At 45.6% G+C, this 23,869-nt stretch carries 26 protein-coding genes; 7 read left to right on the top strand and 19 right to left on the bottom strand.

The genetic code is table 11. From position 1 onward, the window contains the following. The first annotated feature begins 5 nt into the window (after positions 1-5). The gene (gene rdgC / locus RHEIN_RS01900) at positions 6-902 is read left to right on the top strand and encodes a recombination-associated protein RdgC (RefSeq protein WP_008897282.1); all 897 of its coding nucleotides are present in this window, start codon (positions 6-8) and stop codon (positions 900-902) included. Positions 903-962: 60 nt separating this feature from the next. On the opposite strand, the gene RHEIN_RS01895 is transcribed toward rdgC, so the two are convergent. The 13 genes from RHEIN_RS01895 to RHEIN_RS01835 all read right to left on the bottom strand — a co-directional run bounded on the left by RHEIN_RS01895 (position 963) and on the right by RHEIN_RS01835 (position 15,179). Beyond that, positions 963-1,802 carry an HDOD domain-containing protein gene (locus RHEIN_RS01895; RefSeq protein WP_008897281.1) on the bottom strand — a complete coding sequence of 280 codons (840 nt, stop codon included), beginning with the start codon at positions 1,800-1,802 and terminating at the stop codon, positions 963-965. Between the two features lie 106 nt (positions 1,803-1,908). Then, the gene (locus RHEIN_RS01890) at positions 1,909-2,325 is read right to left on the bottom strand and encodes an HIT domain-containing protein (RefSeq protein ID WP_008897280.1); all 417 of its coding nucleotides are present in this window, start codon (positions 2,323-2,325) and stop codon (positions 1,909-1,911) included. Continuing rightward, the gene (locus tag RHEIN_RS01885) at positions 2,315-4,981 is read right to left on the bottom strand and encodes an ATP-binding protein (RefSeq protein WP_008897279.1); all 2,667 of its coding nucleotides are present in this window, start codon (positions 4,979-4,981) and stop codon (positions 2,315-2,317) included. The genes RHEIN_RS01890 and RHEIN_RS01885 overlap by 11 nt, the downstream gene beginning before the upstream one ends. Before the next feature lie 75 nt (positions 4,982-5,056). Then, the gene (locus tag RHEIN_RS01880) at positions 5,057-5,893 is read right to left on the bottom strand and encodes an MBL fold metallo-hydrolase (protein WP_008897278.1); all 837 of its coding nucleotides are present in this window, start codon (positions 5,891-5,893) and stop codon (positions 5,057-5,059) included. An 8-nt stretch (positions 5,894-5,901) separates the two neighbouring features. After that, positions 5,902-7,197 (bottom strand): NCS2 family permease, encoded by a 1,296-nt coding sequence (locus tag RHEIN_RS01875; RefSeq protein ID WP_008897277.1) that lies wholly within the window; start codon positions 7,195-7,197, stop codon positions 5,902-5,904. A 98-nt stretch (positions 7,198-7,295) separates the two neighbouring features. Next, positions 7,296-8,834 carry a M17 family metallopeptidase gene (locus RHEIN_RS01870; RefSeq protein WP_008897276.1) on the bottom strand — a complete coding sequence of 513 codons (1,539 nt, stop codon included), beginning with the start codon at positions 8,832-8,834 and terminating at the stop codon, positions 7,296-7,298. Positions 8,835-8,992: 158 nt separating this feature from the next. Next, positions 8,993-9,205 carry a (Na+)-NQR maturation NqrM gene (gene nqrM, locus RHEIN_RS01865; RefSeq protein ID WP_008897275.1) on the bottom strand — a complete coding sequence of 71 codons (213 nt, stop codon included), beginning with the start codon at positions 9,203-9,205 and terminating at the stop codon, positions 8,993-8,995. 157 nt (positions 9,206-9,362) lie between these two features. Next, on the bottom strand, positions 9,363-10,589 hold the full coding sequence (nqrF, locus tag RHEIN_RS01860) for an NADH:ubiquinone reductase (Na(+)-transporting) subunit F (protein WP_008897274.1): 1,227 nt from the start codon (positions 10,587-10,589) through the stop codon (positions 9,363-9,365). A 25-nt stretch (positions 10,590-10,614) separates the two neighbouring features. Continuing rightward, positions 10,615-11,223: an NADH:ubiquinone reductase (Na(+)-transporting) subunit E gene (nqrE, locus tag RHEIN_RS01855; protein WP_008897273.1), complete on the bottom strand. Its 609-nt coding sequence runs from the start codon at positions 11,221-11,223 to the stop codon at positions 10,615-10,617. Positions 11,224-11,233: 10 nt separating this feature from the next. Beyond that, positions 11,234-11,863, bottom strand: a complete 630-nt coding sequence (locus RHEIN_RS01850) for an NADH:ubiquinone reductase (Na(+)-transporting) subunit D (RefSeq protein ID WP_008897272.1) — start codon at positions 11,861-11,863, stop codon at positions 11,234-11,236. Continuing rightward, complete coding sequence (locus tag RHEIN_RS01845; RefSeq protein WP_008897271.1) at positions 11,856-12,644, bottom strand: Na(+)-translocating NADH-quinone reductase subunit C; 789 nt, start codon at positions 12,642-12,644, stop codon at positions 11,856-11,858. Before RHEIN_RS01845 ends, RHEIN_RS01850 begins: the two co-directional genes overlap by 8 nt. Continuing rightward, positions 12,637-13,842, bottom strand: coding sequence for an NADH:ubiquinone reductase (Na(+)-transporting) subunit B (locus RHEIN_RS01840; RefSeq protein WP_008897270.1), 1,206 nt, complete (start codon positions 13,840-13,842; stop codon positions 12,637-12,639). Before RHEIN_RS01840 ends, RHEIN_RS01845 begins: the two co-directional genes overlap by 8 nt. 2 nt (positions 13,843-13,844) lie before the next feature. Beyond that, positions 13,845-15,179: a Na(+)-translocating NADH-quinone reductase subunit A gene (locus RHEIN_RS01835; RefSeq protein WP_008897269.1), complete on the bottom strand. Its 1,335-nt coding sequence runs from the start codon at positions 15,177-15,179 to the stop codon at positions 13,845-13,847. A 156-nt stretch (positions 15,180-15,335) separates the two neighbouring features. Here RHEIN_RS01835 and RHEIN_RS21015 point away from each other — a divergent pair, with 156 nt between their 5' ends. Further along, positions 15,336-15,488: a hypothetical protein gene (locus RHEIN_RS21015; protein WP_158005460.1), complete on the top strand. Its 153-nt coding sequence runs from the start codon at positions 15,336-15,338 to the stop codon at positions 15,486-15,488. Positions 15,489-15,502: 14 nt separating this feature from the next. Here the strand turns inward: RHEIN_RS21015 and fabV are convergent, their stop codons facing one another. The 3 genes from fabV to RHEIN_RS01820 all read right to left on the bottom strand — a co-directional run bounded on the left by fabV (position 15,503) and on the right by RHEIN_RS01820 (position 17,980). Next, a complete protein-coding gene (gene fabV / locus RHEIN_RS01830) occupies positions 15,503-16,696 on the bottom strand; it encodes an enoyl-ACP reductase FabV (protein WP_008897268.1) in 1,194 nt (397 codons plus the stop codon). Between the two features lie 195 nt (positions 16,697-16,891). Continuing rightward, positions 16,892-17,233, bottom strand: coding sequence for a BolA family protein (locus RHEIN_RS01825; protein WP_008897267.1), 342 nt, complete (start codon positions 17,231-17,233; stop codon positions 16,892-16,894). A gap of 123 nt (positions 17,234-17,356) precedes the next feature. Then, positions 17,357-17,980, bottom strand: coding sequence for an alpha-ketoglutarate-dependent dioxygenase AlkB family protein (locus RHEIN_RS01820; RefSeq protein ID WP_008897266.1), 624 nt, complete (start codon positions 17,978-17,980; stop codon positions 17,357-17,359). A gap of 32 nt (positions 17,981-18,012) precedes the next feature. On the opposite strand from RHEIN_RS01820, the gene RHEIN_RS01815 reads away from it, so the two are divergent. The 5 genes from RHEIN_RS01815 (at position 18,013) to RHEIN_RS01795 (ending at position 22,084) form a co-directional block, all read left to right on the top strand. Next, positions 18,013-19,152, top strand: coding sequence for a methyltransferase (locus RHEIN_RS01815; protein ID WP_008897265.1), 1,140 nt, complete (start codon positions 18,013-18,015; stop codon positions 19,150-19,152). A 2-nt stretch (positions 19,153-19,154) separates the two neighbouring features. Beyond that, positions 19,155-19,709: a YajG family lipoprotein gene (locus tag RHEIN_RS01810; protein WP_008897264.1), complete on the top strand. Its 555-nt coding sequence runs from the start codon at positions 19,155-19,157 to the stop codon at positions 19,707-19,709. A gap of 3 nt (positions 19,710-19,712) precedes the next feature. Further along, a complete protein-coding gene (locus RHEIN_RS01805; protein ID WP_008897263.1) occupies positions 19,713-20,318 on the top strand; it encodes a peptidylprolyl isomerase in 606 nt (201 codons plus the stop codon). A 67-nt stretch (positions 20,319-20,385) separates the two neighbouring features. Beyond that, a complete protein-coding gene (locus RHEIN_RS01800) occupies positions 20,386-20,706 on the top strand; it encodes a hypothetical protein (protein WP_040554291.1) in 321 nt (106 codons plus the stop codon). Between the two features lie 55 nt (positions 20,707-20,761). Continuing rightward, on the top strand, positions 20,762-22,084 hold the full coding sequence (locus tag RHEIN_RS01795) for an AmpG family muropeptide MFS transporter (protein ID WP_008897261.1): 1,323 nt from the start codon (positions 20,762-20,764) through the stop codon (positions 22,082-22,084). Positions 22,085-22,113: 29 nt separating this feature from the next. Here the strand turns inward: RHEIN_RS01795 and RHEIN_RS01790 are convergent, their stop codons facing one another. The 3 genes from RHEIN_RS01790 to RHEIN_RS01780 form a co-directional block, all read right to left on the bottom strand. Then, complete coding sequence (locus RHEIN_RS01790) at positions 22,114-22,359, bottom strand: helix-turn-helix domain-containing protein (RefSeq protein ID WP_008897260.1); 246 nt, start codon at positions 22,357-22,359, stop codon at positions 22,114-22,116. A gap of 370 nt (positions 22,360-22,729) precedes the next feature. Continuing rightward, positions 22,730-23,071, bottom strand: a complete 342-nt coding sequence (gene erpA, locus RHEIN_RS01785) for an iron-sulfur cluster insertion protein ErpA (protein WP_008897259.1) — start codon at positions 23,069-23,071, stop codon at positions 22,730-22,732. Positions 23,072-23,118: 47 nt separating this feature from the next. Next, on the bottom strand, positions 23,119-23,853 hold the full coding sequence (locus tag RHEIN_RS01780) for a DUF6776 family protein (RefSeq protein ID WP_008897258.1): 735 nt from the start codon (positions 23,851-23,853) through the stop codon (positions 23,119-23,121). Between the last annotated feature and the right edge of the window lie 16 nt (positions 23,854-23,869).

The raw sequence follows: 23,869 nt of genomic DNA, 5'->3' as shown, positions 1-23,869 counted from the left end.
AAATTATGTGGTTTAAAAATTTACGTTTATATCAGGTCACCGAAAACCTAAACACCGATCAGGACCAATTAGAGCAGGCCTTAGCTGCATTTAAATTTACCCCTTGCACCTCGCAGGAAGCTATTAAAATGGGCTTTACCAGCCCTTTGCATCCCAGCCTGAAGCAGTATTGCCACCAGACCAATGACGTGATGTTGTTTGCGGTAAAACGTCAGGAAAAAGTACTGCCAGGTTCAGTGGTCAACGAAGAGCTGGCACCAAAAATTGATGCGATGGAGCAGGAAAAAGGTCGCCCTTTAAGCCGCAAAGAAAAGCAGGCGTTAAAGGAAGAACTGATCCAGACTCTGTTACCCCGTGCTTTCAGCAAATCCAGCGTGACGACCGCTTTGTATGACAAACAACAAGGCTGGCTATTAGTGGACACCAGCAGCGCCAGCAGAGCAGAAGAGTTACTTGCTTTGTTGCGTAAGGCTTTTGGTTCCTTACCTGCAATGCCACTTCTGGATAATCATCAGCTCAATCAGCAGTTGCATTTCTGGTTGCAAGGCAAAGAATTACCGGAAGGTTTTCAATTAGGCGCTGAAGCTGAATTAAAAGCTCCGGATGAAGAAGGCGCTAAAGTACGTTTTATCAATCACTTGCTCAGTGCTGACGAAGTGCAAAGCCATTTGCAGGATAAACTGGTGACTAAGCTGGCGTTAGAACAAGACGAAAAAGTCACCTTTTTGATCTGTGAAGACGGCAGTATTAAACGCCTGAAATTCCACGACTTGCTGTCGGGTTCTAACGAAGAAATGGGTTGGGATGATGTGATAGGTCGCTTAGATGCCGATTTATTACTGATGACAGACGCCTTACGTCAGGCTTTGCTACCACTAAAAGCCAATATCGCCGTTCAGTAAAGCGCGACCAAAAAAGCCCTGCATCACTTCACTGCAGGGCTTGATCCACGGTTTTGTTACTTAGCTAAATAACGCTTTTACTTCCTGAGAAATCAGACGAATTTCTGCGATATCCATAAAGTTAGCGTCCGGCACTATATTGCGTTCAATATAGGGCTGAAACGCCTGTAAACGGGCAGTCCCTTCCAACGGGCTCTGCACCAGAGCACCCAGCCGGATAAAGTCGATATAACAAACCTGATCAAGCTGATAGGACGAATTGTTCCAGTTCAGCACTATCTGTACGTAGGTATCTGAAAAATCCCAGGCCCGCATAATGCTGGACCCTATCTGGCCTGATAAAGTGTTGAGGGCATTTTCTAAAAACTGCGGATCACCAAACACGGTTTGATAACGCTCAGCTTCAGTCAAAATGGGTAAAGCGCCAATCAGGTGCATCAAACCTGCCAGTGTCATCACGTCCAGATTCAAATTGCAGTGTTTGTTCTCAGCCAGATAAAGCTTTAAACAAGCCAGAGCTATGCTGGTGACATTGACGCTGTCACGCCAGACTTGTGACATCCTTTCTTTGATTTGCTCGTGCTGAGAGACAAAAAGTTGCTCCATTGCCATAGCAGTAGCAATATTTTTTACCTGACTTAAACCTATACGGGTGATCGCCTGATTCAGCGAGTTCACTTTAATAGAGCGCCCCATAAAAGCGCTGTTGGCCACTTTGATCATACGGGCCGCTAAAGCGGGATCCTGTGCTATCACATCCGTCATCATCTGCAGGTTACTGTCCGGATCGTCCGCTGTTCTCCTGACCCGAATAGCCATTTCTGGTAAAGTTGGCAGCACCAGCATATCTGTGCGGATCTTCTCAACCAATATGGTCAATAAGGCATTTTCAGCCGACATAACAAGGTTCCTTACAACAATAAGTTTCAGACAATCAAGGCCTAATGCTAACTCAGATGCACTACAAAGAAAGTGGTAATTCTACTAGTTTAGGCCGAAACTATCATCAGGGTAGGGTTAATAACGCCAGCTTTTGTTTTAATTGCTGCAAGGCAGCTTCAGTATAAGCTCTGGCTGGGACTTTACCCCAGACAGGAGCGGGCCAGGCCGAATCATTCTCATAACGCACTATATGGTGCAGATGTAATTGCGGCACCATATTTCCAAGCGCAGCCAGGTTCAGTTTTTTGGCCTTAAAGCTTGATTTCAGAAAGACTGACAAATAAGCACTTTCCCGCCATAGCTGGTCCTGATCGTCCTGCGTTAGATCAATAATTTCAACCATGCCCGGACGTCTTGGGATCAAAACAAACCAGGGATAATTGGCATCGTTTTGCACTCGTAGCTGACACAAAGGCCAGTCGGCTAACCAGATACTATCGCGCTCTATCTCTGGAGCCAGCTCAAATCTATTATGACTCACTACTCACCTCCTGCTCTGTCCCTTGTTCTGCTGACACCAGAGCCACAAATTCAGCGATCAGCAGACTAATCCGCTCAGTATCCGCATTTTTTGCCGCTTGCTCCAGTCGAGACATCAGTTCGGTTAACTGCGGATACCCCATACTGCCGGCACTGCCTTTGACACTATGAGCTTCATATTGCATACGACCCCAGTTGGCTGAAGACAACCACAGCTGGAAGTCGTGCAGCATAGCGGGTAACGCCAGTTTAAAGTCTTGTTTGAGCTGCATGATGACAGGATCAGAGGCTAACTGAGCCTCCAGTTGTTCATCCAGTGTAGTGCCTGCCTGACAAAATTTTTGTATCACAGCTAAAAAATCTTTTTGTACTATAGGTTTGGATAAAACCGCCTGACAACCGACCTTCAAATAACGGCTCTGATCTTCACTCATCACGTTGGCGGTCAGAGCTACTATAGGTAAGTCCATACCAGCATGACGTATCAAGGCTGTGGCTTCTTCCCCTCCCATTTCCGGCATCTGCATATCCATCAAAACCAAATCAAAATTTTCCAGCAACACCCGTTCAACGGCCTTATGGCCATTCTCAACAATCACTGCCTGAATACCTAACTTCTGCAACAGCACCTGAATAAGCAACTGATTGTCTGGGTTGTCTTCTGCCACCAGCAGTTTGAGTTTGTGGTAATTTGTTGGCGCTTCGAGCGTCAGAGTTTCCTCAGCAGGGCGCTGATAGCTATGCACCAGACTAATATGCTGATGTTCACATGCCATTACGATCTCAAAACAACTGCCAATACCTTTGACACTCTCCACCTGAATGTCACCTAGCATCTGTTCCATCAGTTTTTTTGAAATACAAAGGCCAAGCCCTGAACCACCAAAGTTACGGGTCACGGCAGCATCCGCTTGCACAAAAGGCTGAAACAACTTGCTAAGCTCTTGATCGGTAATACCTATGCCGGTGTCTTTAATCTTGATCCGCAGCACTTCTTGCGGGGTTTGATAGGAGACATGGATCACTACCTTACCTTTTTGGGTAAACTTGACTGCATTTGAGGTCAGATTCAGCAGCACCTGACGAAATCTTAAGGTGTCGGTATAGATAAATTGAGGCAAGGGATAATTTAACTCCAGCAAACATTGCAGACCTTTTTGCCCGGCCTGCTGTTTGGTCAACTGATAAATATCATCCACTATACTGAGCAAATTAACCTGTTCGGTCAGCAACTCCAATTTATCGGCTTCTATTTTAGATAAGTCGAGAATATCGTTAATCAGTGCCAGTAAGTGATCGCCGCTACGCAGCACCCGACTCAAATAATCCAACTGGCGGTGAGGGTCGTTTTCATGGATAGCCTGCTCACTAAAACCAATAATAGCAGTCAAAGGTGTGCGAATTTCATGGCTCATATTGGCCAAAAATACGCTTTTTAATCGGTTCGCTTGTTCTGCCACTTCCCGTGCCAGAATCAATTGCTGATTGGCATCTTCCAACTGCTGATTTGCATTGGCTAAATCCTGAGTTCTGGCAGCCACTTTGTCTTCTAACTGCAGCTGATAAGCCCGCTCCCGTTCACGATACACTCGCAGTTGTCGTACCATGACGTTAAAAGCAGCAAACATATCACCTAACTCGTCCTGCTTTTTGACCGTCAATACAGTGGATAAATCCCCCCGTCCTACTGCAGTTTTAGCCACTGTCAGTTCCCGTATTGGCGTCAATACAAAACGAGCCAGCACCCTGTAAATCAATACAGGCAAACCTATACAAAACAGCACACAAAACAAAGCAATTAATGAGGGTTTATAGGCCATACTTTTGTCTAACAGCGCAGGTTGAACCCCCATCACCAATTGATAAGGTCCGGCTAAAGACACTCCTGTTACCAGCATGGACTGGCCAAGTAACAAGGTTGGAATAAACTGATGTTGATCAACGCTGGCCTGAAGTTCAGTGAAATGCACAGGAGAGAACGCACTGCCCATCAGCAAGGCATTTTCAGCGAAGGCTATAGTTGCAGCCTGGCTAACCACTAAAGGAGCCCGCAGATCACCTGCTAACTTGCTTATTGCATGTTGAAAAAGTTCTGGCTTGATCACCAGAACCAGATAACCCCAAAGGCGTTTGATATCCCCGGCAGACTGTCCGGATAAATAGACTTTTTGTGCAACATACAAGTTGTTCTGATTAGAGCCCTGTTCACTGGACAGAAAAAAGCCGTTATCGTCCATCATCGACTGCAACGCAGAAAAATACTGCTTTCTGAATCTGCTGGTCTCAGCCGTCTTTTTCTGCAAAGGGATAGTTAACTGATAATCGCCATTTAAACGAACAAACTTCACGGCACTAATGTCGGGATGAACACTGCGGTAGCGCTCAAATGTCTGCACTACCTCTGGTGCAAGCTGCAATTCGCCAGAGATAAAACGATCAACCAAAGGTTGAGCAGATAAAATCTGCAAGCTTTGCTGATAAGAAGATAATGTAAGCCTTATATCTTGTTGCCTTTGTACCAGCTCATTTTTAATTTGTAAAAAAAGCTGTTGCTCGTAATAGCGGGCACTGAAATGGTAAGACAAATAACCCAGACATAATAAAGGCAAGACCAGGATAGGTAGCATGTAGACTACTAAAGTTTCACGTAACCTCATGAAGTTCCTGGTTTATGCCCTAAAAGCGCTCTGGTATATGGCAAAGCATAACCAGAGCGCTAACGAACTACAAGACTAAGCTTTAAATAGCGTCCTTATCCAACGCTCTTCAGTAATAAAGTTCCAGCTCCAGCTTTTCCACTGAGCAGACAAACCTTGAGCTACTATTTGGTCTTCAGTTTTGCCTTCCGCTTTCATCGCCTTCACTTCTGCCAACGTCTGCTCCATCATGGTTAAGAAGCGCTGTAAGCCAGCCTTATCCATTAAATCACCGTGGCCAGGGATTAATCTGGTCTTATCGTCGATTTGTCCCAGCAGGGTTTTGACGTTGTTTATGTAGCCAGCTACGTCGCCGCCACTGTTCAGATCAATAAAAGGGAAACGGTCAGCAAAAAACAGATCGCCCATATGCAGTACATTGGCCTCTTTAAACCAAACCACAAGATCGCCATCCGTATGACTGAAAGGCATAGTCACCAGCTGTAAATCAACACCATTCAGCGACAGCTGTTTTTCGCCAACAAAAGTTTCTGTCGGCAAGCCAGCGGCAGGAAACTTACTGTTTGCCTTTAAGCGGGTTAAGACATTGGTATGAGCAATAATCTGAGCACCAGAGGCCAAAGCCGCGTTGCCATTGACATGATCACCATGAAAATGGGTATTGATCAGAGTTTTGATTTGCACTCCGGCCTCTTTGCTTTCAAGTTCAGCTTTGATTTGAGGCACCATATGTTCGTACTGTGAATCAACCACCAGCGCACCTTCTGGCCCCACCACAGCAGCAATGTTACCTCCAGCGCCTTTTATCATATATAAGTGAGGCGCCAACTGAGTACTTGTGACCTGCACTTTATCCTGCGCTATTGCCGTAGCAGACAACAACAAAGCGAATAACACTGTAACTTTTTTCATACCCTTCCTTATGCAAAGAAAAATTTCGCAGCAAAGACTGCGGTTAAAATCCAGACACTCAAGGTCGTTTTTGACAAACGACCTGTGACTAAACACAGCACCGCATAAGTAATAAAGCCCATGCCTATCCCATCGGCAATAGAAAACGTCAGCGGCATCATGACCAAGACTACGACTACCGGCACAGATTCGATCAGATCGTCCCACTGTACATGCTGTAAACTGCTTAGCATCAGGGTGGCCACATAAAGTAATGCCCCTGCCGTAGCATAAGCTGGCACCATGGCAGCCAAAGGGGATAACCAAAGCGCGGCTAAAAAGGCCAGCCCAACCACTATCGCAGTTAAACCTGTACGGCCGCCAGCACTGACACCTGCTGTACTTTCGACATAACTGGTGGTGGTGGAAGTGCCCAATAAAGACCCAGCTATAGTGGCTGAACTGTCAGCCAATAAAGCCCCTTTTAAACGGGGGATTTCCCCATTAGGCTTCAACAAGCCGGCTCTTTGACTGACTGCCACTAAAGTACCGCTGGTATCAAACAAATCTAAAAACAATAAACTTAAAATCACAGGCACCGTGGCCCATTGCAAAGCCGCAGCAAAATCCAGCTGTAAAAAGGTAGGAGCTAAAGAGGGTGGTATAGCCACTATGCCATTAAATTCTGTATCCCCCCGCCACCAGCCAATAGCAGTGATCACTAAAATGCTGATAAATACTGCGGCATGTTGTTTACGGTGCGCCAGTGCAAAAATCAGGAAAAAACCTGCGATCGCCAGCAGTACTTTAGGGTCGTGCAAATTGCCCAAAGTCACTAAAGTTGCAGGGCTGGCCACTATGATATTGGCGGTTTTTAATGCAATAAGCGCCAGAAACATACCTATACCAGCAGCTATGCCCATCTTTAACGCAAAGGGGATACTCTGAATAATCCACTCGCGAATTTTAAAAATGCTCAGCAATAAAAACAAAACACCGGAGCAAAATACTGCGGCTAAAGCCGTCTGCCAGCTATGGCCCTGCTCCAGTACTATCACATAAGTAAAAAATGCATTCAGCCCCATACCTGGCGCCAAAGCGACTGGTAAATTCGCCAGCATGCCCATAGCAATGGAACCCAAAGCTGCAGCCAGACAAGTGGCAACAAAAACAGCGCCGTGATCCATGCCCGTTTGCGCCAGCATGCTGGGGTTCACAAAGAGGATATAGCTCATGGCCATAAAGGTCGTTAAACCTGCAATCAGTTCTCTTTTAATACTGGTCTGGCGCGCAGTCAGCTCAAAATAACGATCGATAAAATTCATAAACAACTATCCATTTGTCGCCACCTGTCTGTCAGGCTCTACAATGCAAAAACCCGAAGCATAGCCCCGGGTTTTTAAACAGCCAAGTAAATTCTGATTTAGAGGCAGTAGTAAGCGGCCAGCGCAGCCACTGGTGCGGCTGATGGTTTACCATGTTGCCAGTCGCCGCCGTCTACACCACTGCCCGCTATATCAATATGGCAATAAGGTAATGGCTGTTCTGTGTTTAACCCATGTTGATCCAAACCAGCAGCGGCCACTAAAAAAGCCATAGGGAATTGATGTCCACGAGGGGTTACAGAAGAAGGTGCGTTATTGCAGCTTAATAAGTCATCTGCAGAAGTGCGGCTTTTGATAAAGCTAAAGTCTTCACGACGACTGCGGGAGACTTCACTTGGATCGGCCCACAAATCACCAATCATAGCTAAATCGGCAGACAAACCACTACGACGGGCGACACCATTTTCTACCAAAGCAGTATAAGGGCCGACAGCACGGGCAGCATGACCAGTTAAAGTGGCAATCGAATACAAGGTTGGATTCACTGAGGTTTTAGCGTCTTCACGTAAATGCGACAGTAAGTCGGCCAATACCAGACGGCCTTCGGCATCAGTATTACCAATACGTACCCGCACACCAGCATGACTGGTAATAATTTCATCAGGCACAAAAGCGTCTGCGCCAATGCTATTACGTACAGCGCCAATTTCAGCAATAATTTTTAAACCTTTGGGCTTAAGCACAGCAACAGTTTTCAGAAAACCAGCCACAGCTGCAGCACCACCTTTGTCGCGGCTCATACCTGCCATGCCGCCGCCGATTTTTAAGTCGGCACCACCAGTGTCATACACCAGACCTTTGCCGGCAAATAATAAGGTGTGTTCAATCTGACCTTCACCCTGATATTCCAGCCGGATCACTGCAGGCTTATGACGGTCCACCTGCAAAGAACAGCGCGCTACCGCCATCAACAATGGATACTCTTTTTGCAACACGTCAACTTTGGTTTCTACCGATACCTGAACATCAGTGCCAGCAAAAGTTTCAACACAATAATCAGCAAAACGACGTGGTGCCATGCGCTCAGGTTCAGTGCCACACAAATCACGAGCTACACGTTTCCCTGCTTCCACAGCACTCATATAACTGGCTTGTTGTTCCGATACTGCAATCACACCAATCGCAATAACAGGTTCTATGGTGGCTTCGCCACGTGCTTCACGACCCTCTAACGGCTGCCACAAGGCCTGACAAGCACCTAAATAAGCCACTTCAGCTGCATACTGATAAGCATCAGAATCTGGCGCTATCACATATAAGGCAGGAGATTTAGCACCTGCAGCTTTGGCCTGACTGACGCCTTGTTTAGCTGCATCATAAAAACTACGGACATCATCATAATCTCTGTCCAGCGGGCCTGTGGGTGACAGCACCAGACGTTGTCCAGGCGCTTTGCCTGACAGCAACAACACTGTTTCTTTACCTATACGATGGTCGACAGCTGCAGCAGCGTCTATTTCAGACTGTAACTCAGCCACAGCAGTAAAACCGGACGCAACAATAATAAGTGCATCCCATTGGGTGTCATTCAGCGCAGCCTGAACAGAAGAAACAGCGATAGCAACCGGATAAGACATAAAGGTGACCTCGGGAAAAAAATGAACTGCATTATTCAATACGCAGCACTCTGAGGCAAGAAAATGAAACCATGGGAAATAATAAGAAGGTGTAGCTAAAAACTGACAAGCCAGCAGAAGCTGGCTTGACGGTCGTTCAGTAGTACAAAGAAGTACTATCAGATAATTTTATTTTGCTGCCATTCCTGTTCTTTTTTCATCCGCTCTTTACGTTTCTCACAAGGCGTATCGCAATCACAGGCCTTTTCTATACCTAAAGCACCTAAGCCACCACAGCTGCCTGCTATGGTTTTACGTTGCACCATGTAGCCGATAGCCATAGCAGCAACTACAACTATCAGGATGATAAAAGTAAAAATAAAAACTTCCATAGCAACCTCATCAAACTTAGAAGCGTTGAACAAACAGTCTGCATGCTTGTTCTGTAAAGGACGCTATTGTAACAAGTTTCGACCACAATCCCTATGCAAAAAAACATAAAAAAGCCAGCACTAAGGCTGGCTTCTTTTATCACTCTAAAGCTTTGGCTTAACCGCCGAAGTCGTCCAACAGTATATTGTCGTCTTCTACGCCTAAATCTTTCAGCATGTTGATCACCGCTTTATTCATCATCGGTGGACCACACATGTAGAACTCACAGTCTTCCGGAGCTTTGTGGTTTTTCAGGTAATTTTCAAACAATACGTTGTGAATAAAACCTGTGTAACCAGTCCAGTTATCTTCCGGCTGTGGATCAGACAGCGCTGTATGCCATACAAAGTTTTCATTCTCTGCGGCCAGCATGTCGAAATCTTCCACATAAAACATTTCACGCTTGGAACGGGCACCGTACCAGAAGCTCATCTTACGTTTGGATTTCAGACGGCGTAACTGGTCAAAAATGTGCGAACGCATTGGGGCCATACCAGCACCACCACCTACGAATACCATTTCTGCTTCAGTTTGCTTCGCGAAGAATTCACCGAATGGACCAGAAATCGTCACTTTATCGCCAGCTTTTAAGCTCCAGATGTACGAAGACATTTTACCGCAAGGTAAGCTCAGGTTATTTGGCGGCGGAGACGCGATCCGCACGTTTAACATGATAATGCCTTCTTCTTCCGGATAGTTCGCCATAGAGTAAGCACGAATAGTTTCTTCGTCTACTTTGGACTCCAGCGTAAAGAACTTAAAGCGTTCCCAGTCACCACGGTATTCAGCAGGAATATCAAAATCAGCGTACTTCACATGGTGCGCAGGCGCTTCAATCTGAATGTAACCACCAGCGCGGAAAGGCACTGATTCGCCATCAGGAATAGCCAGCTTCAACTCTTTGATAAAGGTTGCTTTGTTATCGTTAGAGATAACTGAACATTCCCATTTTTTGATACCAAAGATTTCTGGTTCAACTTCAATTTCCATGTCAGTTTTTACACTGACCTGACAAGCTAAACGACAACCTTCACGACGATCACCTTTAGTCAGGTGGCCCATTTCCACAGGTAAAACGTCGCCGCCACCTGCATGAACATGAACACGGCACTGACCACAAGAACCACCGCCACCACAAGCTGACGACAGGAAAATACCTCTGTCAGCTAAAGCGTTCAGTAGTTTGCCGCCGGCTTTTGTCTGAATAGCTAACTTAGGGTCGCCATTCACTCCAATGGTAATGTCACCTGAAGACACCAGTTTGGCTTTAGCAGCTAAAATCATAACAACTAAGGCTACAACCAGCAGGGTGAACATCCCAACGCCAAGATATATCTCTTGCATTGTTCTTTCCTTTTACAGCAATTGCTTACAGTGAAACGCCTGAGAAGGACATAAAGCCCAAGCCCATTAAACCAACCATGATAAAACGTGAACCTAAACCACGCACGCCAGCTGGCATGTCGGCATATTTCAGTTTTTCACTGACGGCGGCCATTAAAGTGATAGCCAGAGTCCAGCCAACACCACTACCTAAACCAAAAACTACGCTCTCACCGAAGTTATAATCGCGCTCGACCATAAAGGCTACAGCACCAAAAATCGCGCAGTTTACGGTGATCAAAGGTAAGAAAATACCTAAAGCGTTGTACAAAGCAGGCACGTACTTGTCTAAGAACATTTCTACGATTTGTACCAAAGCCGCGATCACACCAATGTAGGTGATAAAGCCAAGGAAACTTAAATCTGTATCAGGAAAACCAGCCCAGGCTAAAGCACCAGGAGCTAACAGGTTATGGAAAACCAGGTTGTTCACAGGCACAGATAAACCCAAAACGAAAGTTACAGCAATACCTAAGCTGAACGCAGTTTTGACTTGTTTTGACACTGCAATAAAAGTACACATACCGAGGAAAAAGGCCAAAGCCAGGTTCTCGATAAAGACAGCACGGACAAATAAACTAATGTAATGTTCCATCAATAGCCCCTTATGCCTTCTCAACTTGTTCTGGACGGAAAGCACGCAATATCCAGATCAACAAGCCAATAATGATAAACGCACTAGGTGCAATCAACATCATACCCATAGGCTGATACCAGCCGCCGGCGCTGACTAAAGGCAGAATTTCCACACCAAATAAAGTACCTGAACCAAACAGCTCACGGATAAAGGCAACAATCAGTAACAGCACTGAGTAACCCAGACCATTACCAATACCGTCCAGGAAACTCATACCAGGACCTGTTTTCATCGCATAAGCTTCAGCACGGCCCATAACGATACAGTTGGTGATAATCAAACCTACGAATACCGAAAGCTCTTTTGCTACGTTGTAGGCAAATGCTTTTAGCACCTGATCCACCACAATAACCAGGGACGCAATAATAGTCATCTGAACTATGATACGAACGCTGGAAGGTATATGGTTACGGATCAAAGAGATAAACAGGTTAGAGAATGCAGTTACGACAGTAAGTGCAATACCCATCACCAAGGCTTTTTCCATTTTGGTTGTTACTGCCAAAGCAGAACAAATACCCAAAACCTGCAAAGCTATAGGGTTGTTGGCAAATATAGGGCCAAACAGAACGGTTTTAATTTCTTTTGCACTAGCCATTGTTTAATGCTCCGTCACGAACTTTGGTCAGGAAAGGTGCAAAACCTTTGGCTCCTGCCCAGAAATCGAAAGTATTCTGCACACCATTACTGGTTAAAGTTGCACCTGACAGGCCATCCACTTCATAAGCTGAAGATGGGTTAGCATTACCAGGTTTCATCACTTTAATAGCTGGAGCACCAGACTCATCTAACAACTTTTTACCGACAAACTGAGCTGTCCATTTTGGATTCTGCACTTCACCACCTAAACCGGCCGTTTCGCCTTGTTCATAGTAGTTAATACCTTTGATGGTATTACCGTCATTATCCAGAGCTAAAAAGGCATGCATAGTCGACCACAAGCCATAACCGTGAACTGGCAGAACTATCGCAGATAATTTGCCTGAATCAACGCCTTCGTTGTAAGCAAAGTAGACTGGAGCAATGTTTGCACGGCTTTTAATCGAAGCCTTGTCATCAGCGCCTTCCAGTCTGATACTGGTTTCAGGCGCTTTCATTGCTCTGCGGTAATCATAGCTTGCAGGGGTCATATCAACGAATTCACCCGTATTCAGATCAACTAAACGTTCCTGAATATGCTTGGTGTACAACTCTTTGATATTGCCTTCAGTTAACAAGCCCGTCACTGCCAGAACGTTTTTCTGAGAGTCCAGTAACTTGTTTTCAACTTGTTTTGGCCGCAGCTGAACAGCAGCTGTTGATACCAAAATGGCACAGACTAAACATAAAGCAATCACCACAAAAAAGGTTTTGCCAATACTATCGTTATTACTAAACATTACGGGCAAGCCTCCGATTGATATTCGCCTGAGCCACCATATAGTCAAACAATGGGGAGAATAAGTTAGCAAACAAAATAGCTAACATCATACCTTCAGGGTAAGCAGGGTTGACCACACGGATCATCACCACCATAAAGCCAATCAGGAAACCATAAGCCCATTTTCCAGGATTAGTGAATGACGCTGATACAGGGTCAGTTGCCATAAAGAACATACCAATAGCAAAACCACCCAGAACTATGTGCCAGTACCAAGGCATAGCAAACATAGCGTTAGTTTCTGAACCTATCATATTGAACATAGTGGCAAATAAAGCAGTACCAGCTAAAACGCCCAGCACAATGCGCCATGAAGCAATACGGAAATAAATTAAGGCTAAACCGCCAATCATCAGAGCTAAGAAGGATGTTTCACCCACTGAGCCCGGGATAAAACCGTAGAAAGCATCCCACCACTGAGCATTAATAGACCAGTCAGATACTTCGCCATTCACTGCTTTAGACAACCAGGTTGCGCCTGAATAGCCATCAGCCACTGTCCATACTTTGTCGCCTGAAATCTGTGCAGGGTAAGCAAAAAATAGGAAAGCACGACCAGCTAAGGCTGGGTTTAAGAAGTTACGGCCTGTACCACCAAAGACTTCTTTTGCTACAACCACACCAAAGGTAATACCTAAAGCGGCTTGCCACAGAGGGATAGAAGCAGGAAGAATTAAGGCGAACAGAATAGAGGTGACAAAGAAGCCTTCGTTTACTTCATGCTTACGCACTGAAGCAAACAATACTTCCCAGAAACCACCGACGATAAATACAGTGGCATAAATAGGCAGGAACCAAACGGCACCGTACCACATTTTACTGCCCCAGCCCGACTCCGCACTCAGCTCACCACCGAGTAACTGGAACAAGGCCACCTGCCAGGTGTCAGGCGTACCAAAACCAGCCTGCAGCGCGATAACCGCCTGATGACCGATATTGAACATGCCAAAAAACAACGCAGGGAATAACATTAACCAGACAAAAATCATGATGCGTTTCAGATCGATACTATCACGCACATGAGTCCCCTTTTTGGTCACCAGACCTGGGGTATACAGAACTGTAGCTACGGCTTCGTATAAAGCGTACCACTTCTCGTACTTACCGCCTTTCTCGAACTGCGGCTCAATACTTTCTAAAAAATGCTTTAAACCCATTTTTAGCCTTCCTTCTGGATCGTCGTCAGGCACTCACGCAATGCTACGCCATAGTCATATTTACCAGGGCAAACAAAGGTACATAATGCCAAATCTTCTTCATCCAGCTCTAAACAACCTAAAGAGACCGCACCATCTGAATCAGCAACCAACAGGTCACGTAACAACAGAGTAGGCAGAATATCCAGTGGCATAACACGCTCATAGTTTCCGATAGGAACCATAGCCCGTGATGAACCATTGGTCGTAGTGGTCATATTAAACAGACGCTTAGGATTTAAATGCGATAAATAAGCACGGGTGACTGAGAATTTGTCAGAACCAGGCATAACCCAGCCTAAAAACTCTTTGTCGTAGCCTTCAGCCAATACAGACACCTGATTGTGGAAACGGCCTAAATAACCGTGAACACCACTGGCTGCAGCACCTGCTAATACAGAACCGGAAATAATACGGTTCTGACCATCCTGTAGCTCACCTGCAGTCAGTTCAGCAAGAGATGCACCAGCAATAGTTTTCAGCAAACGTGGATTTTTCACTACAGGACCGGCTAATGAGATCACACGTTCAGCATTCAGTTGACCTGAAGTGAAAAGTGCACCAATAGCGATAACATCCTGGTAGTTAATATGCCATACCACTTTTTTGATGCTCACTGGATCAAGGAAGTGAATATGAGTGCCTGGTAAACCAGCAGGGTGTGGACCGTCGAACTCTTCAACCTGCACAGCAGGAACTGAAGGAATTGAGGCACCCGCCTTTTTACACAGGTAGACTTTGTCAGACAAACGGGATAACACTGTTAAACCATTGCTGAAGTCTGCACTGCGCTGCGCTATCACTACTGTCGGATCAGCAGCTAATGGATTGGTATCCATAGCAGTGACGAAAATAGCTCGTGGCGTGCTGTCAACAGCTGGCGAAGTGCTGAATGGTCTGGTGCGTAATGCAGTCCACAAACCTGAACCTGTTAAGTTCTTCTTCACTTGTTCAACAGTTAACGAAGCCAGTTCTGCAGCGGTGAATGAATCAAAAGCAACAAAATCGTCACCTTCAGCTTCAATCACAACAGACTGCAACACACGCTTAGCACCGCGGTTGATTTCTTTCACTGTACCGGCAACAGACGCCGTGAAAAATACGCCAGGATTCTTTTTATCTTCAAAAAGAGCCTGACCTTTTTTCACACGATCCCCAACCTCTACCAGCATTGTAGGACGCATACCGACGTACTCTTCGCCAAGTACAGCAACGTGTTTGATGGACGGGCCATCATGTATGTCTTGTTTGGGACTGCCCGAGAGGGGAATGTCCAATCCTTTTTTGATTTTTATCATACGTACTTGCACTTTTTAACGGGAAGAAACAGGGCCTGGTTTTATCGGCTGCTCGCCGCGCGTAGCATCCGGGACCTCAACAGCCTAACCGCTGTTGCAGGTGGCGGACACACATACCAAAGTCGCGGATTCTAGCACTAAACATAAGTGCTATCTATGTTAATCAACAAAATTATCCGGCATTTCAGCCGACTGAAGCTCAGTGTAGCCAAGTTTTTTAACTTTGCCTTTTGTCTGTTGCTGCAATGGTTTCAAATTCAGTTAAATTCGCCAAAAACCAAAGCTTATTTGAAGAAAAAGCCGCATTAAGCGGCTTTTCAAAGTTATTGCACCAAATTTTTCAGCGGCAATAAAGCCTGCACATCGGCGCTATAATCAACATGGCCATAGCCAAAACCGAACAAGCGCAGGAATTCATTGTGATAACCTTTGTAGTCAGTCAGATCATCAATGTTTTCAGTCGTCACCTGGCCCCATAAGTCTTTTACTGCAGACTGAATATGCTCAGACAATTCTTTGCCATCCATACGCAGACGACCGCCTTCATCTAAAGTACGGCTGTTGTTGTAAAGCGCCTGCTGGAACAAACCATAAATCTGTTCGATACAACCTTCATGAGTGCCTTCGGCTTTCATCACGCGGTACAACAGGGAAATATACAGCGGCATAATAGGAATAGCAGAACTGGCTTGTGTTACTAAGGCTTTTAATGAAGCCACATAAGCGTGACCAGCAACCGAATCCAGTTTTTGCGTAATAGCAGTAGCAGCACGATCTAAATCTTCTTTGGCTTTGCCGATAGTGGCTTTGCCATAGATAGGCCAGGTCAGTTCTTTACCAATGTAAGTGTAGGCAACGGTCTGGCAACCTTCAGCCAACACACCAGCTGCATGCAATTGATCCAACCAGCGTTCCCAGTCTTCACCACCCATGACTTTCACAGTATTGAAGATTTCTTCATCAGATGCAGGTTCAACAGAAACGCTTTCAATTTCACGTTTGCTGGTGTTTAACGTCTTGGCTGTGTATGCCTGTGCTATTGGTTTTAAGACGGAGCTGTACACTTCGCCAGTCACCGGATCTTTACGACGTGGTGCAGCCAGGCTGTATACCACTAAATCAATTTTCCCCATCTCACGACGGATTAAATCAATAGCCTGAGACTTTAGCTCGTCAGTAAAAGCATCACCGTTCAGATGCTTATTCCATAAACCTTCGGCGGCAGCAGCTTGTTCAAAAGCCACAGTATTGTACCAACCGGCTGAAGCCGTTTTGCCTTCTGTCGGTTCTTTTTCAAAAAAGATACCTAAGGTTTTAGCGCCAGATGCAAATGCTGATGTAATGCGGGACGCCAGGCCATAACCTGTTGAAGCACCGATCACTAATACGTTTTTTGGACCACCGGCCACTGGCCCCTGGGCTTTGACATAATCAATTTGTTCTTGCACATGAGCAGCACAACCGACCGGATGAGCGTTAGTGCAAATAAAACCACGAATTTTAGGTTGGATAACCATAACAAAACCTATTGTTGGTTGAAAATTGTCAGCTAGTTTAAGCCGTTAGCTTAAAAAACAGGTCTGATCAGCAAAAATAGCAGTAGTGAGCATTCAAAAACAAGAACTTAGTTCGATCTGAAACAGGATGAACAATGCAAATTACAGCTGCAGATAAAGTTAAAGCGTCTTACGACGCTTTAACTAAGTAGGATCTCAGGATTCCGGCAAGGCAGTTTTTTCTCTTTTACTGCCACCAAAACATTTTGGCGAAGCCGGTGGTTTTTCGGCGTAATACTCGTACCATTCACCAGGCGTATAAGTATGCAAAGCTAAAGCATGAATTTTTTCGGCTAGCTCCTCGGCCACTATCGCATTCACTGCTCTGTGGCGGTTTAACAATCTCATGCCATTAAAGGCATCTGTCACTATCACAACTTTAAAATGTGATTCAGAACCCGGTGCCACACTGTGCATATGGCTTTCATTGACCACGTCAAGGAACACAGGATCAAATGCGCTCAATAACTTCTGTTCTATTGCGGTATGAACCAACATAGCTGAACCCTTTTATTGCTCCCTCACCTCTACTCTAGTTAAGGCAATGCGCCTTGTCAGCCCGCTTTTTTGCAAAAGTGAAGGAAAACCTGCTAAGCGACTGCTGCCATAGAGAAAATATAATTAAGTTGTTTTTTGCTTGATTTCACGGAAAGTCAGGTTTATGCGTCCCTCTGTCGCCGCTGCCATTTTTGGTACTCTGTGTTGCCAGTTTGCCTGGCATGGACCTGCCATAAGCAATAAGGACCCATGAGCAAGTTCCAGCTTTAGCTGTGTACCTAAGCTTTTGTGTTTTAAATCAAAAAAGCGCTTTTGCCCCAAACTTAAGGATGCAATATGCGGATTATTCCCAAGTTCAGGTTCATCATCACTATGCCAGCCCATATGTTGCTGGCCATCAGCATACCAGTTCAGCAACACAGTATTAAACTGGCTCTGACACGCTTGATTGACCCGGTCTGTTAATTGCTTTACCAGCGGATGCCAGGGTTCAGGTTCAAACAGCACGCCTGAATATTTGTAGCTGCAGTGCGGATCGCCCATCCATACCTGTTGCCTTGGAATAAGCACCGCCTTGCCAAAGATTTTTATCGCGGGCTGTTGCCAGTTAAGTTCATGCGCTAATTGCTGATAACAGCGCTCTGCCTGCGCTGGCGGCAGCCATTCAAGCCAAAATAGCAACTCCGCATCTGGTAATACAAAGTGTTGCAACGATCCATGGTTGTCGCTCTGGTGTGCTCGTGTCAAAATACAACCTTCTCTTCTTTAAGTTGAATGGCATGAATACTATTTTTACCGTCGCTGACAAGCAACTGCAGCTGGACAGATTACCACTGGGGCAAAGCAATCGCAGCCTGCAAGCCTGGGATGCAGCAGATGAATTGCTGTTGCAGCAGGCGCTGCCTTTGCTCAATGAGCGCGCTGGCCTGAAAGTGCTGGTGATGCACGATCTGTTTGGCGCTTTGTCCTGTGCTTTAGGTGACTACCCACACAGTCAGCAAAACGACTCTGTGTTAAGCCAGCAAGCCACAGTGCATAACAGACAACAAAACGGCTTATCCGCAGATAGCGTCTGTTTTATTGACAGTGTTACGGCTTTGCCTGCCGATTTGGATCTGGTTCTGTTAAAAGTCCCCAACAATCATGGTTACCTGCGCTTCATGTTACAGCAATTGAGCCAGGTGGTCCGGCCCGACACTATTATTATCGCTGCAGCCAAAGCCAAAGATATTCATAAAAACTTGCTGGCCATTTTTGAACAGGAATTGGGCCCAACTCAGGCCTCACTGGCCCAGAAAAAATGCCGGACTATTCATTGTTCGCCTCGTGGTGAAGCCAGGGCTTTTACCTACCCTATTCAGTGGGAGTTGCCTGATTATCAGCTCAGGCTGGTCAATCACGCCAATGTGTTTGCCAAAGAGCAACTGGACATAGGTGCGCGTTTCCTGCTGGAACATCTACCAGTACTGGATGCCGGCGCTTTAGTGGCCGATTTAGGCTGCGGTAATGGAGTGCTGGGTTTAGCCTTATTAAAACAACAACCTGAAGCTAAAGTTATTTTTACCGATGACTCCTGCATGGCTGTAGAGTCATCCAAAGCATCAGTCGAATTAAATGCACCTGAACTAATGTCTCAGTGCGAGTTCAGAACAGACGACTGTTTAGCCAGCCAGGCCGATCAGAGTCTGGACTATGTGATCTGTAATCCCCCTTTTCATCAGCAACAGGCGGTGACAGAACATATTGCATGGCAAATGTTTAACGATGCCAAACGTTGTTTAAAAGCCGGTGGAAAATTACGTATTGTGGCGAACAGACATTTGCCTTATTACGAAAAAATGACGGTATTGTTGGGTGGCTGCCGCCATATTGCCAGCAACAACAAATTTGTGATCCTCGAATCAACCAAAAGGAAATAACTATGCGCTTTGTATTAGTGGCTTTCAGCCTGGCTTTAGCTGCCTGCAGCAGCACTTCATCTTCTTTTTTAGTCACACCTCAAGTGTTCTGGAATCAAAGCAAATCGCTGTCAGGTGCCGAGTTTGTGTTAACAGTGGTCGATCAGCGTCCATCTGACCAAACTTTATTTTTACGTAAAGGCACAGCAGTCACCAGTATGCCAACCAGTAATAATCTGGCTCAACAGTTAGAATCCACCTTGTCGGATGCAATGACAGCACAGGGTGCTAAATTAACCTCCAGCAGTGTGACTACTATGACCATTCAGATCCTGAAGCTATCTGCTGATGCCGACCAGCGCACAGTGGAACACGTGGTGAAAAACGATGTGGAGCTTCGTATCGCTATTCAAAACCACAATGGATCTTTTGATAAAGTTTATGCAGGCAAAAGCAGCTTCTCTGGCCCATTTAAATTAGACAACGCTGCGGCGGAAGTGAAATTACGGGTATTAACTGAACAAGTGCTGGCTGAACTGCTGAACGACAGCAGCTGGCATTCTTACGTGAAGGGCTAAGTGATGCGTCTGATTACTTTCACTTTGCTTGCGCTGTTTTCTGTATCTGCTTTAGCTGCGGTGGATATGAAAAAACCAACGGGTAAATACGTACAGCAAGATAATCTGTTTCCTAAAGTAAAACTGGTGACTTCAGTGGGTGATATCACTGTTGAACTGGACAGAACCAGAGCCCCTTTGGCGGTTAATAACTTCCTGAGTTACGTCAATACCAAAGCCTATGACAATACGGTTTTTCATCGTCTTGAACCAGAATTTGTGATCCAGGGTGGCGGTTATAAACCTGATTTGGCACCTATAGACGAATTCCCTGCTGTATTTAATGAATCAGGTAATGGCGCTAAAAATCAGTTTGGCAGTATAGCTATGGCGAGGAATAACGATCCCCATAGTGCAACCAGTCAGTTCTTTTTTAACCTCAATGACAATACCAGTTTAGATCCAGGCAGAAGCTGGGGGTACACAGTCTTTGGTCAGATCCAGGATGGCTTTGAAGTGCTGGAAAAGATCAAACTGCTGGAAACCCATACCGATGAGAAAACCGGCTGGCAAAACGTACCCAAACAGCCAATTATCTTAAAACAAGTGATTTTACAGCCAGAACAATAAAGCCTGACTATACTAGCTCTGAGCGCACAGAGCTGGCATGGTGCCAGCTCTGACAGGGATCAGACCTATGTTAGAGCCCTTTATTGAACAAAAATCACGTCAGCTGATTTATTATCTTTCCCGTTTCCTGCGGGGCCGTCTGCCCCACAGCGAACTGCACTTGTTTGTCTGGGATACGCTGGAGGAATGGTCACAGTTTCGTGTCAGAAGCTGGCGGCCTGAAACTTTGCGTGAGCAGGTGTTTTGGCATTTGCTCTACCAGATTGAATACTGGTCGGAGCCTGAATTGAAGCAAAACCTCAGACTAAGGCGCGAGTTGCAGTATTGCCTGAGCTTTTTGCATGGTTATGGTCAGTTACCCTGCTATTGTGTCGGTGTAAGGCCTTGATCTAATTTATTGAAGCTGTAAGCTGATCTCATTTATTCCTGCTCGGACCGCCGTCTTGTCTGCTATTGCTGCTTTTTTCTCCTCATTACAACTGTACTGCCAGCGTCGGGTACTAACCATTTTTATTCTGGGTTTCTCCGGCGGCTTGCCGCTAATGCTGGTGTTTGGAGTCTTGTCCTTCTGGCTCAGAGAGGCTGGAGTATCACGTGAACAGATAGGTTACTTCAGTTGGGTAATTATGGTCTACGCGATCAAGTTTATCTGGTCACCTTTGATAGACCATTTAAGCTTACCTGGTTTGAAACAATGGCTCGGACGTCGGCGCAGCTGGCTACTATTGTCACAAAGCCTGATCATTCTGGCCGTACTTTTAATGGCCAGTATGGACCCACAAACAGAGCTGAAGTGGATGGCATTGTGTGCGGTGTTACTGGCGATAGCTTCAGCCACACAGGACATCACTATAGATGCCTACCGTATTGAAGCTGCACCAGAACGTTTGCAGGCCGTAATGGCAGCAGCTTATCTGGCAGGTTATCGACTGGCGATGATTTTCTCATCAGCCGGTACTTTATGGATAGCTGCTTTATTCAGCACTACTGAGACAGGTTACGATCTGGACGCCTGGCAATCCACCTATCTGGTGATGGCAGGCTGTATGGCCTTGGGTTTACTGACGACCCTGCTCTCTCCTGAACCTGTTGTTGAACAGCAAATCCATATCGACACGGCAAAGAGCTCCGTCAGCCAAAAAATACTGAATTGGCTCAAGGTAGCAGTGGTAGGCCCTTTTGTAGACTTCTTTGCCCGTCACGGCCTGAATGCCTTATTGATCCTGAGTTTAATCGCCTGCTATCGCGTCTCCGACGTGGTCATGGGGGTGATGGCCAATGTGTTTTATGTTGATATGGGGTTCACTAAAGAGGAAGTAGCCAGCGTATCTAAAGTATTTGGTGTACTGATGACCTTACTTGGAGCAGCTTTGGGTGGTTTGCTGATCAACAGCTTTGGCATTTTACGCATATTGTTGTTAGGTGCGGTGCTGAGCGCATGTACCAATTTGCTTTATTGTTACCTGAGTACCCAGGGCCACAACATTCCACTCTTAGTCGCAGTGATCTCTGCTGATAATTTAAGCGCTGGTATAGCAACCAGTGCTTTTATTGCTTACTTGTCTTCGCTGGTTAACTTAGCTTTTACCGCTACACAATATGCTTTGTTTAGTTCCCTGATGTTGTTATTGCCTAAGTTCCTTGGCGGGTTTTCTGGTGGCTGGGTAGAAGTGATGGACTATCAGGCCTTCTTTATCATGACAGCGCTATTGGGGATCCCAGCTATAGTGCTCTGTTTAGTACTGATCAAAAAAACGCCGCACTAATGCGGCGTTTTTTTTCAGATAAAAGCGGATTAGGCTTCAATCAGAACTTGCTTTAACCCATCCATAGGATCTATGGCCAGAGCCTGGCAATAACGAACGTATTCAACAACATCAAGACGACGTTCCTGATTCTCCACCTTACCGATAAAAGAGTGCGGAGTGCCTAAAATTTCAGACAAACTACGCATGGTATGGCCTTTTTCCTGACGCTGACGCTTCAGCCATACACACAATCTTTTATTCTCATCTGAAATAACGCTTTTAGTACCTTTCATTTGTTGTTCTCCCGGCGTGCGAACGCCTTCTGTTTACGACTTAAACTTCCTGCCAAAAAAAATCCAAAAGCTTATGGGAATGTCCCAATAAGCAAAAAAAGCTTTTCATTAAACCATAGCTTGTTCAGAGCGTATAGTTACATGGTTGAAAAAATAGCCACTTATCTCTGATTTTTGTCGGTTAATCGTTCCGTTCAAATAACGGGAACGAACAATTTTGCTTACACTACAGTGCCCAATGCAAGCAACTATCAGCCATGTTTCCACAACAGGTCTGACTGGTAGCTGAATGAAGTTTTTTATGACGCAAAAACTAAAAAGGCCTCTGCACTGCAGAAGCCTCTTTCTAAGTCGCACTGTTATGAATAGACTAAACGGAGAAACTGGATCCGCAACCACAGGTTGTAGTTGCATTGGGGTTTTGCACAATAAAACGGCTACCTTGCAGACCATCAGTGTAATCCACTACACCACCGGCCAGATACTGCAGACTCATTGGGTCTACCACCATAATCACGCCATTTTTTTCGACCACCAGATCACCTTCGTTTACTTTTTCATCAAAAGTAAAACCGTACTGGAAGCCTGAACAACCACCACCTGTAATATAAACCCGAAGTTTTAACTCAGGGTTTTCCTCTTCGGTGACTAAAGCCAATACTTTATTGGCGGCAGCGTCGGTAAACTGAATAGGAAGCTGTAACTCTGACATATGTCCTCCGGTATAACTGGGCGCGGATTATCTAATACCTGACTAATTTATTCAAGTATTTCGCCGGGCTGTTCGGTTGGCCAGAAAAAGCTCTTATCGACCTTGGCTGACTTAGCCGAACGGGCTGCGGCAACCTTTAATGCCACATCCACTTTTTCTGGTTTAAAGCCTTCTGGCAAAGAAAACTCACCTTCGATGATCTGGAAATATTTAAAGCTAAAAGCTTTGTCACTTTTATTGAATCCAGCCAACTGCAACAAGTCCACTGTGTCTCGTTTCTCACCGCTAAATCCGTGCAATTTCAAGTCGACAGAGCCCTTAGCAAAGTTACGTTGTTTATCCTGCTGAATAAGCACCAGATTAAATCTGTATTTAGTCGGCGACGCGCCCGGACTGATGCTGAAGCTGTCAATAATCAGGCTATCCGCCTGCAATTCAGGAGAAATAATACGCTGATAAAAAGCCAGTTCTTTACGGGTATCAAACAGCTTTTGCTGTTCAGTTTTCAGCTCTTGCTGGATCAACTGCCCGGCACTTTTTTCTACCGCCAGTTCAGCCGTTAAATAATCATTTTGTTTTAACTGCTCATTCAGGTCGGCTGTCAGACTGTTGGTTTTTTTCTGACTTTCCTCCAGTTTGGACGACAGCACATTCACTTGTTTTACATAATAATAATTGCCAAACAACTGCCCGGCCAAAGCAGCAAGCCCCATCAGGCCTGCGGTTACCAACACCAGTCTCCAGCTGCGTTTGAGCCAGAGCATAAACTGCATACGATTCATCAACCTACTCAAATAG

The sequence above is a fragment of the Rheinheimera sp. A13L genome (assembly GCF_000217935.1).
Taxonomy (GTDB): Bacteria; Pseudomonadota; Gammaproteobacteria; order Enterobacterales; family Alteromonadaceae; genus Pararheinheimera.
Note: the sequence above shows the minus strand (reverse complement) of the source record. Positions and strands in the feature narration are given on the sequence as shown.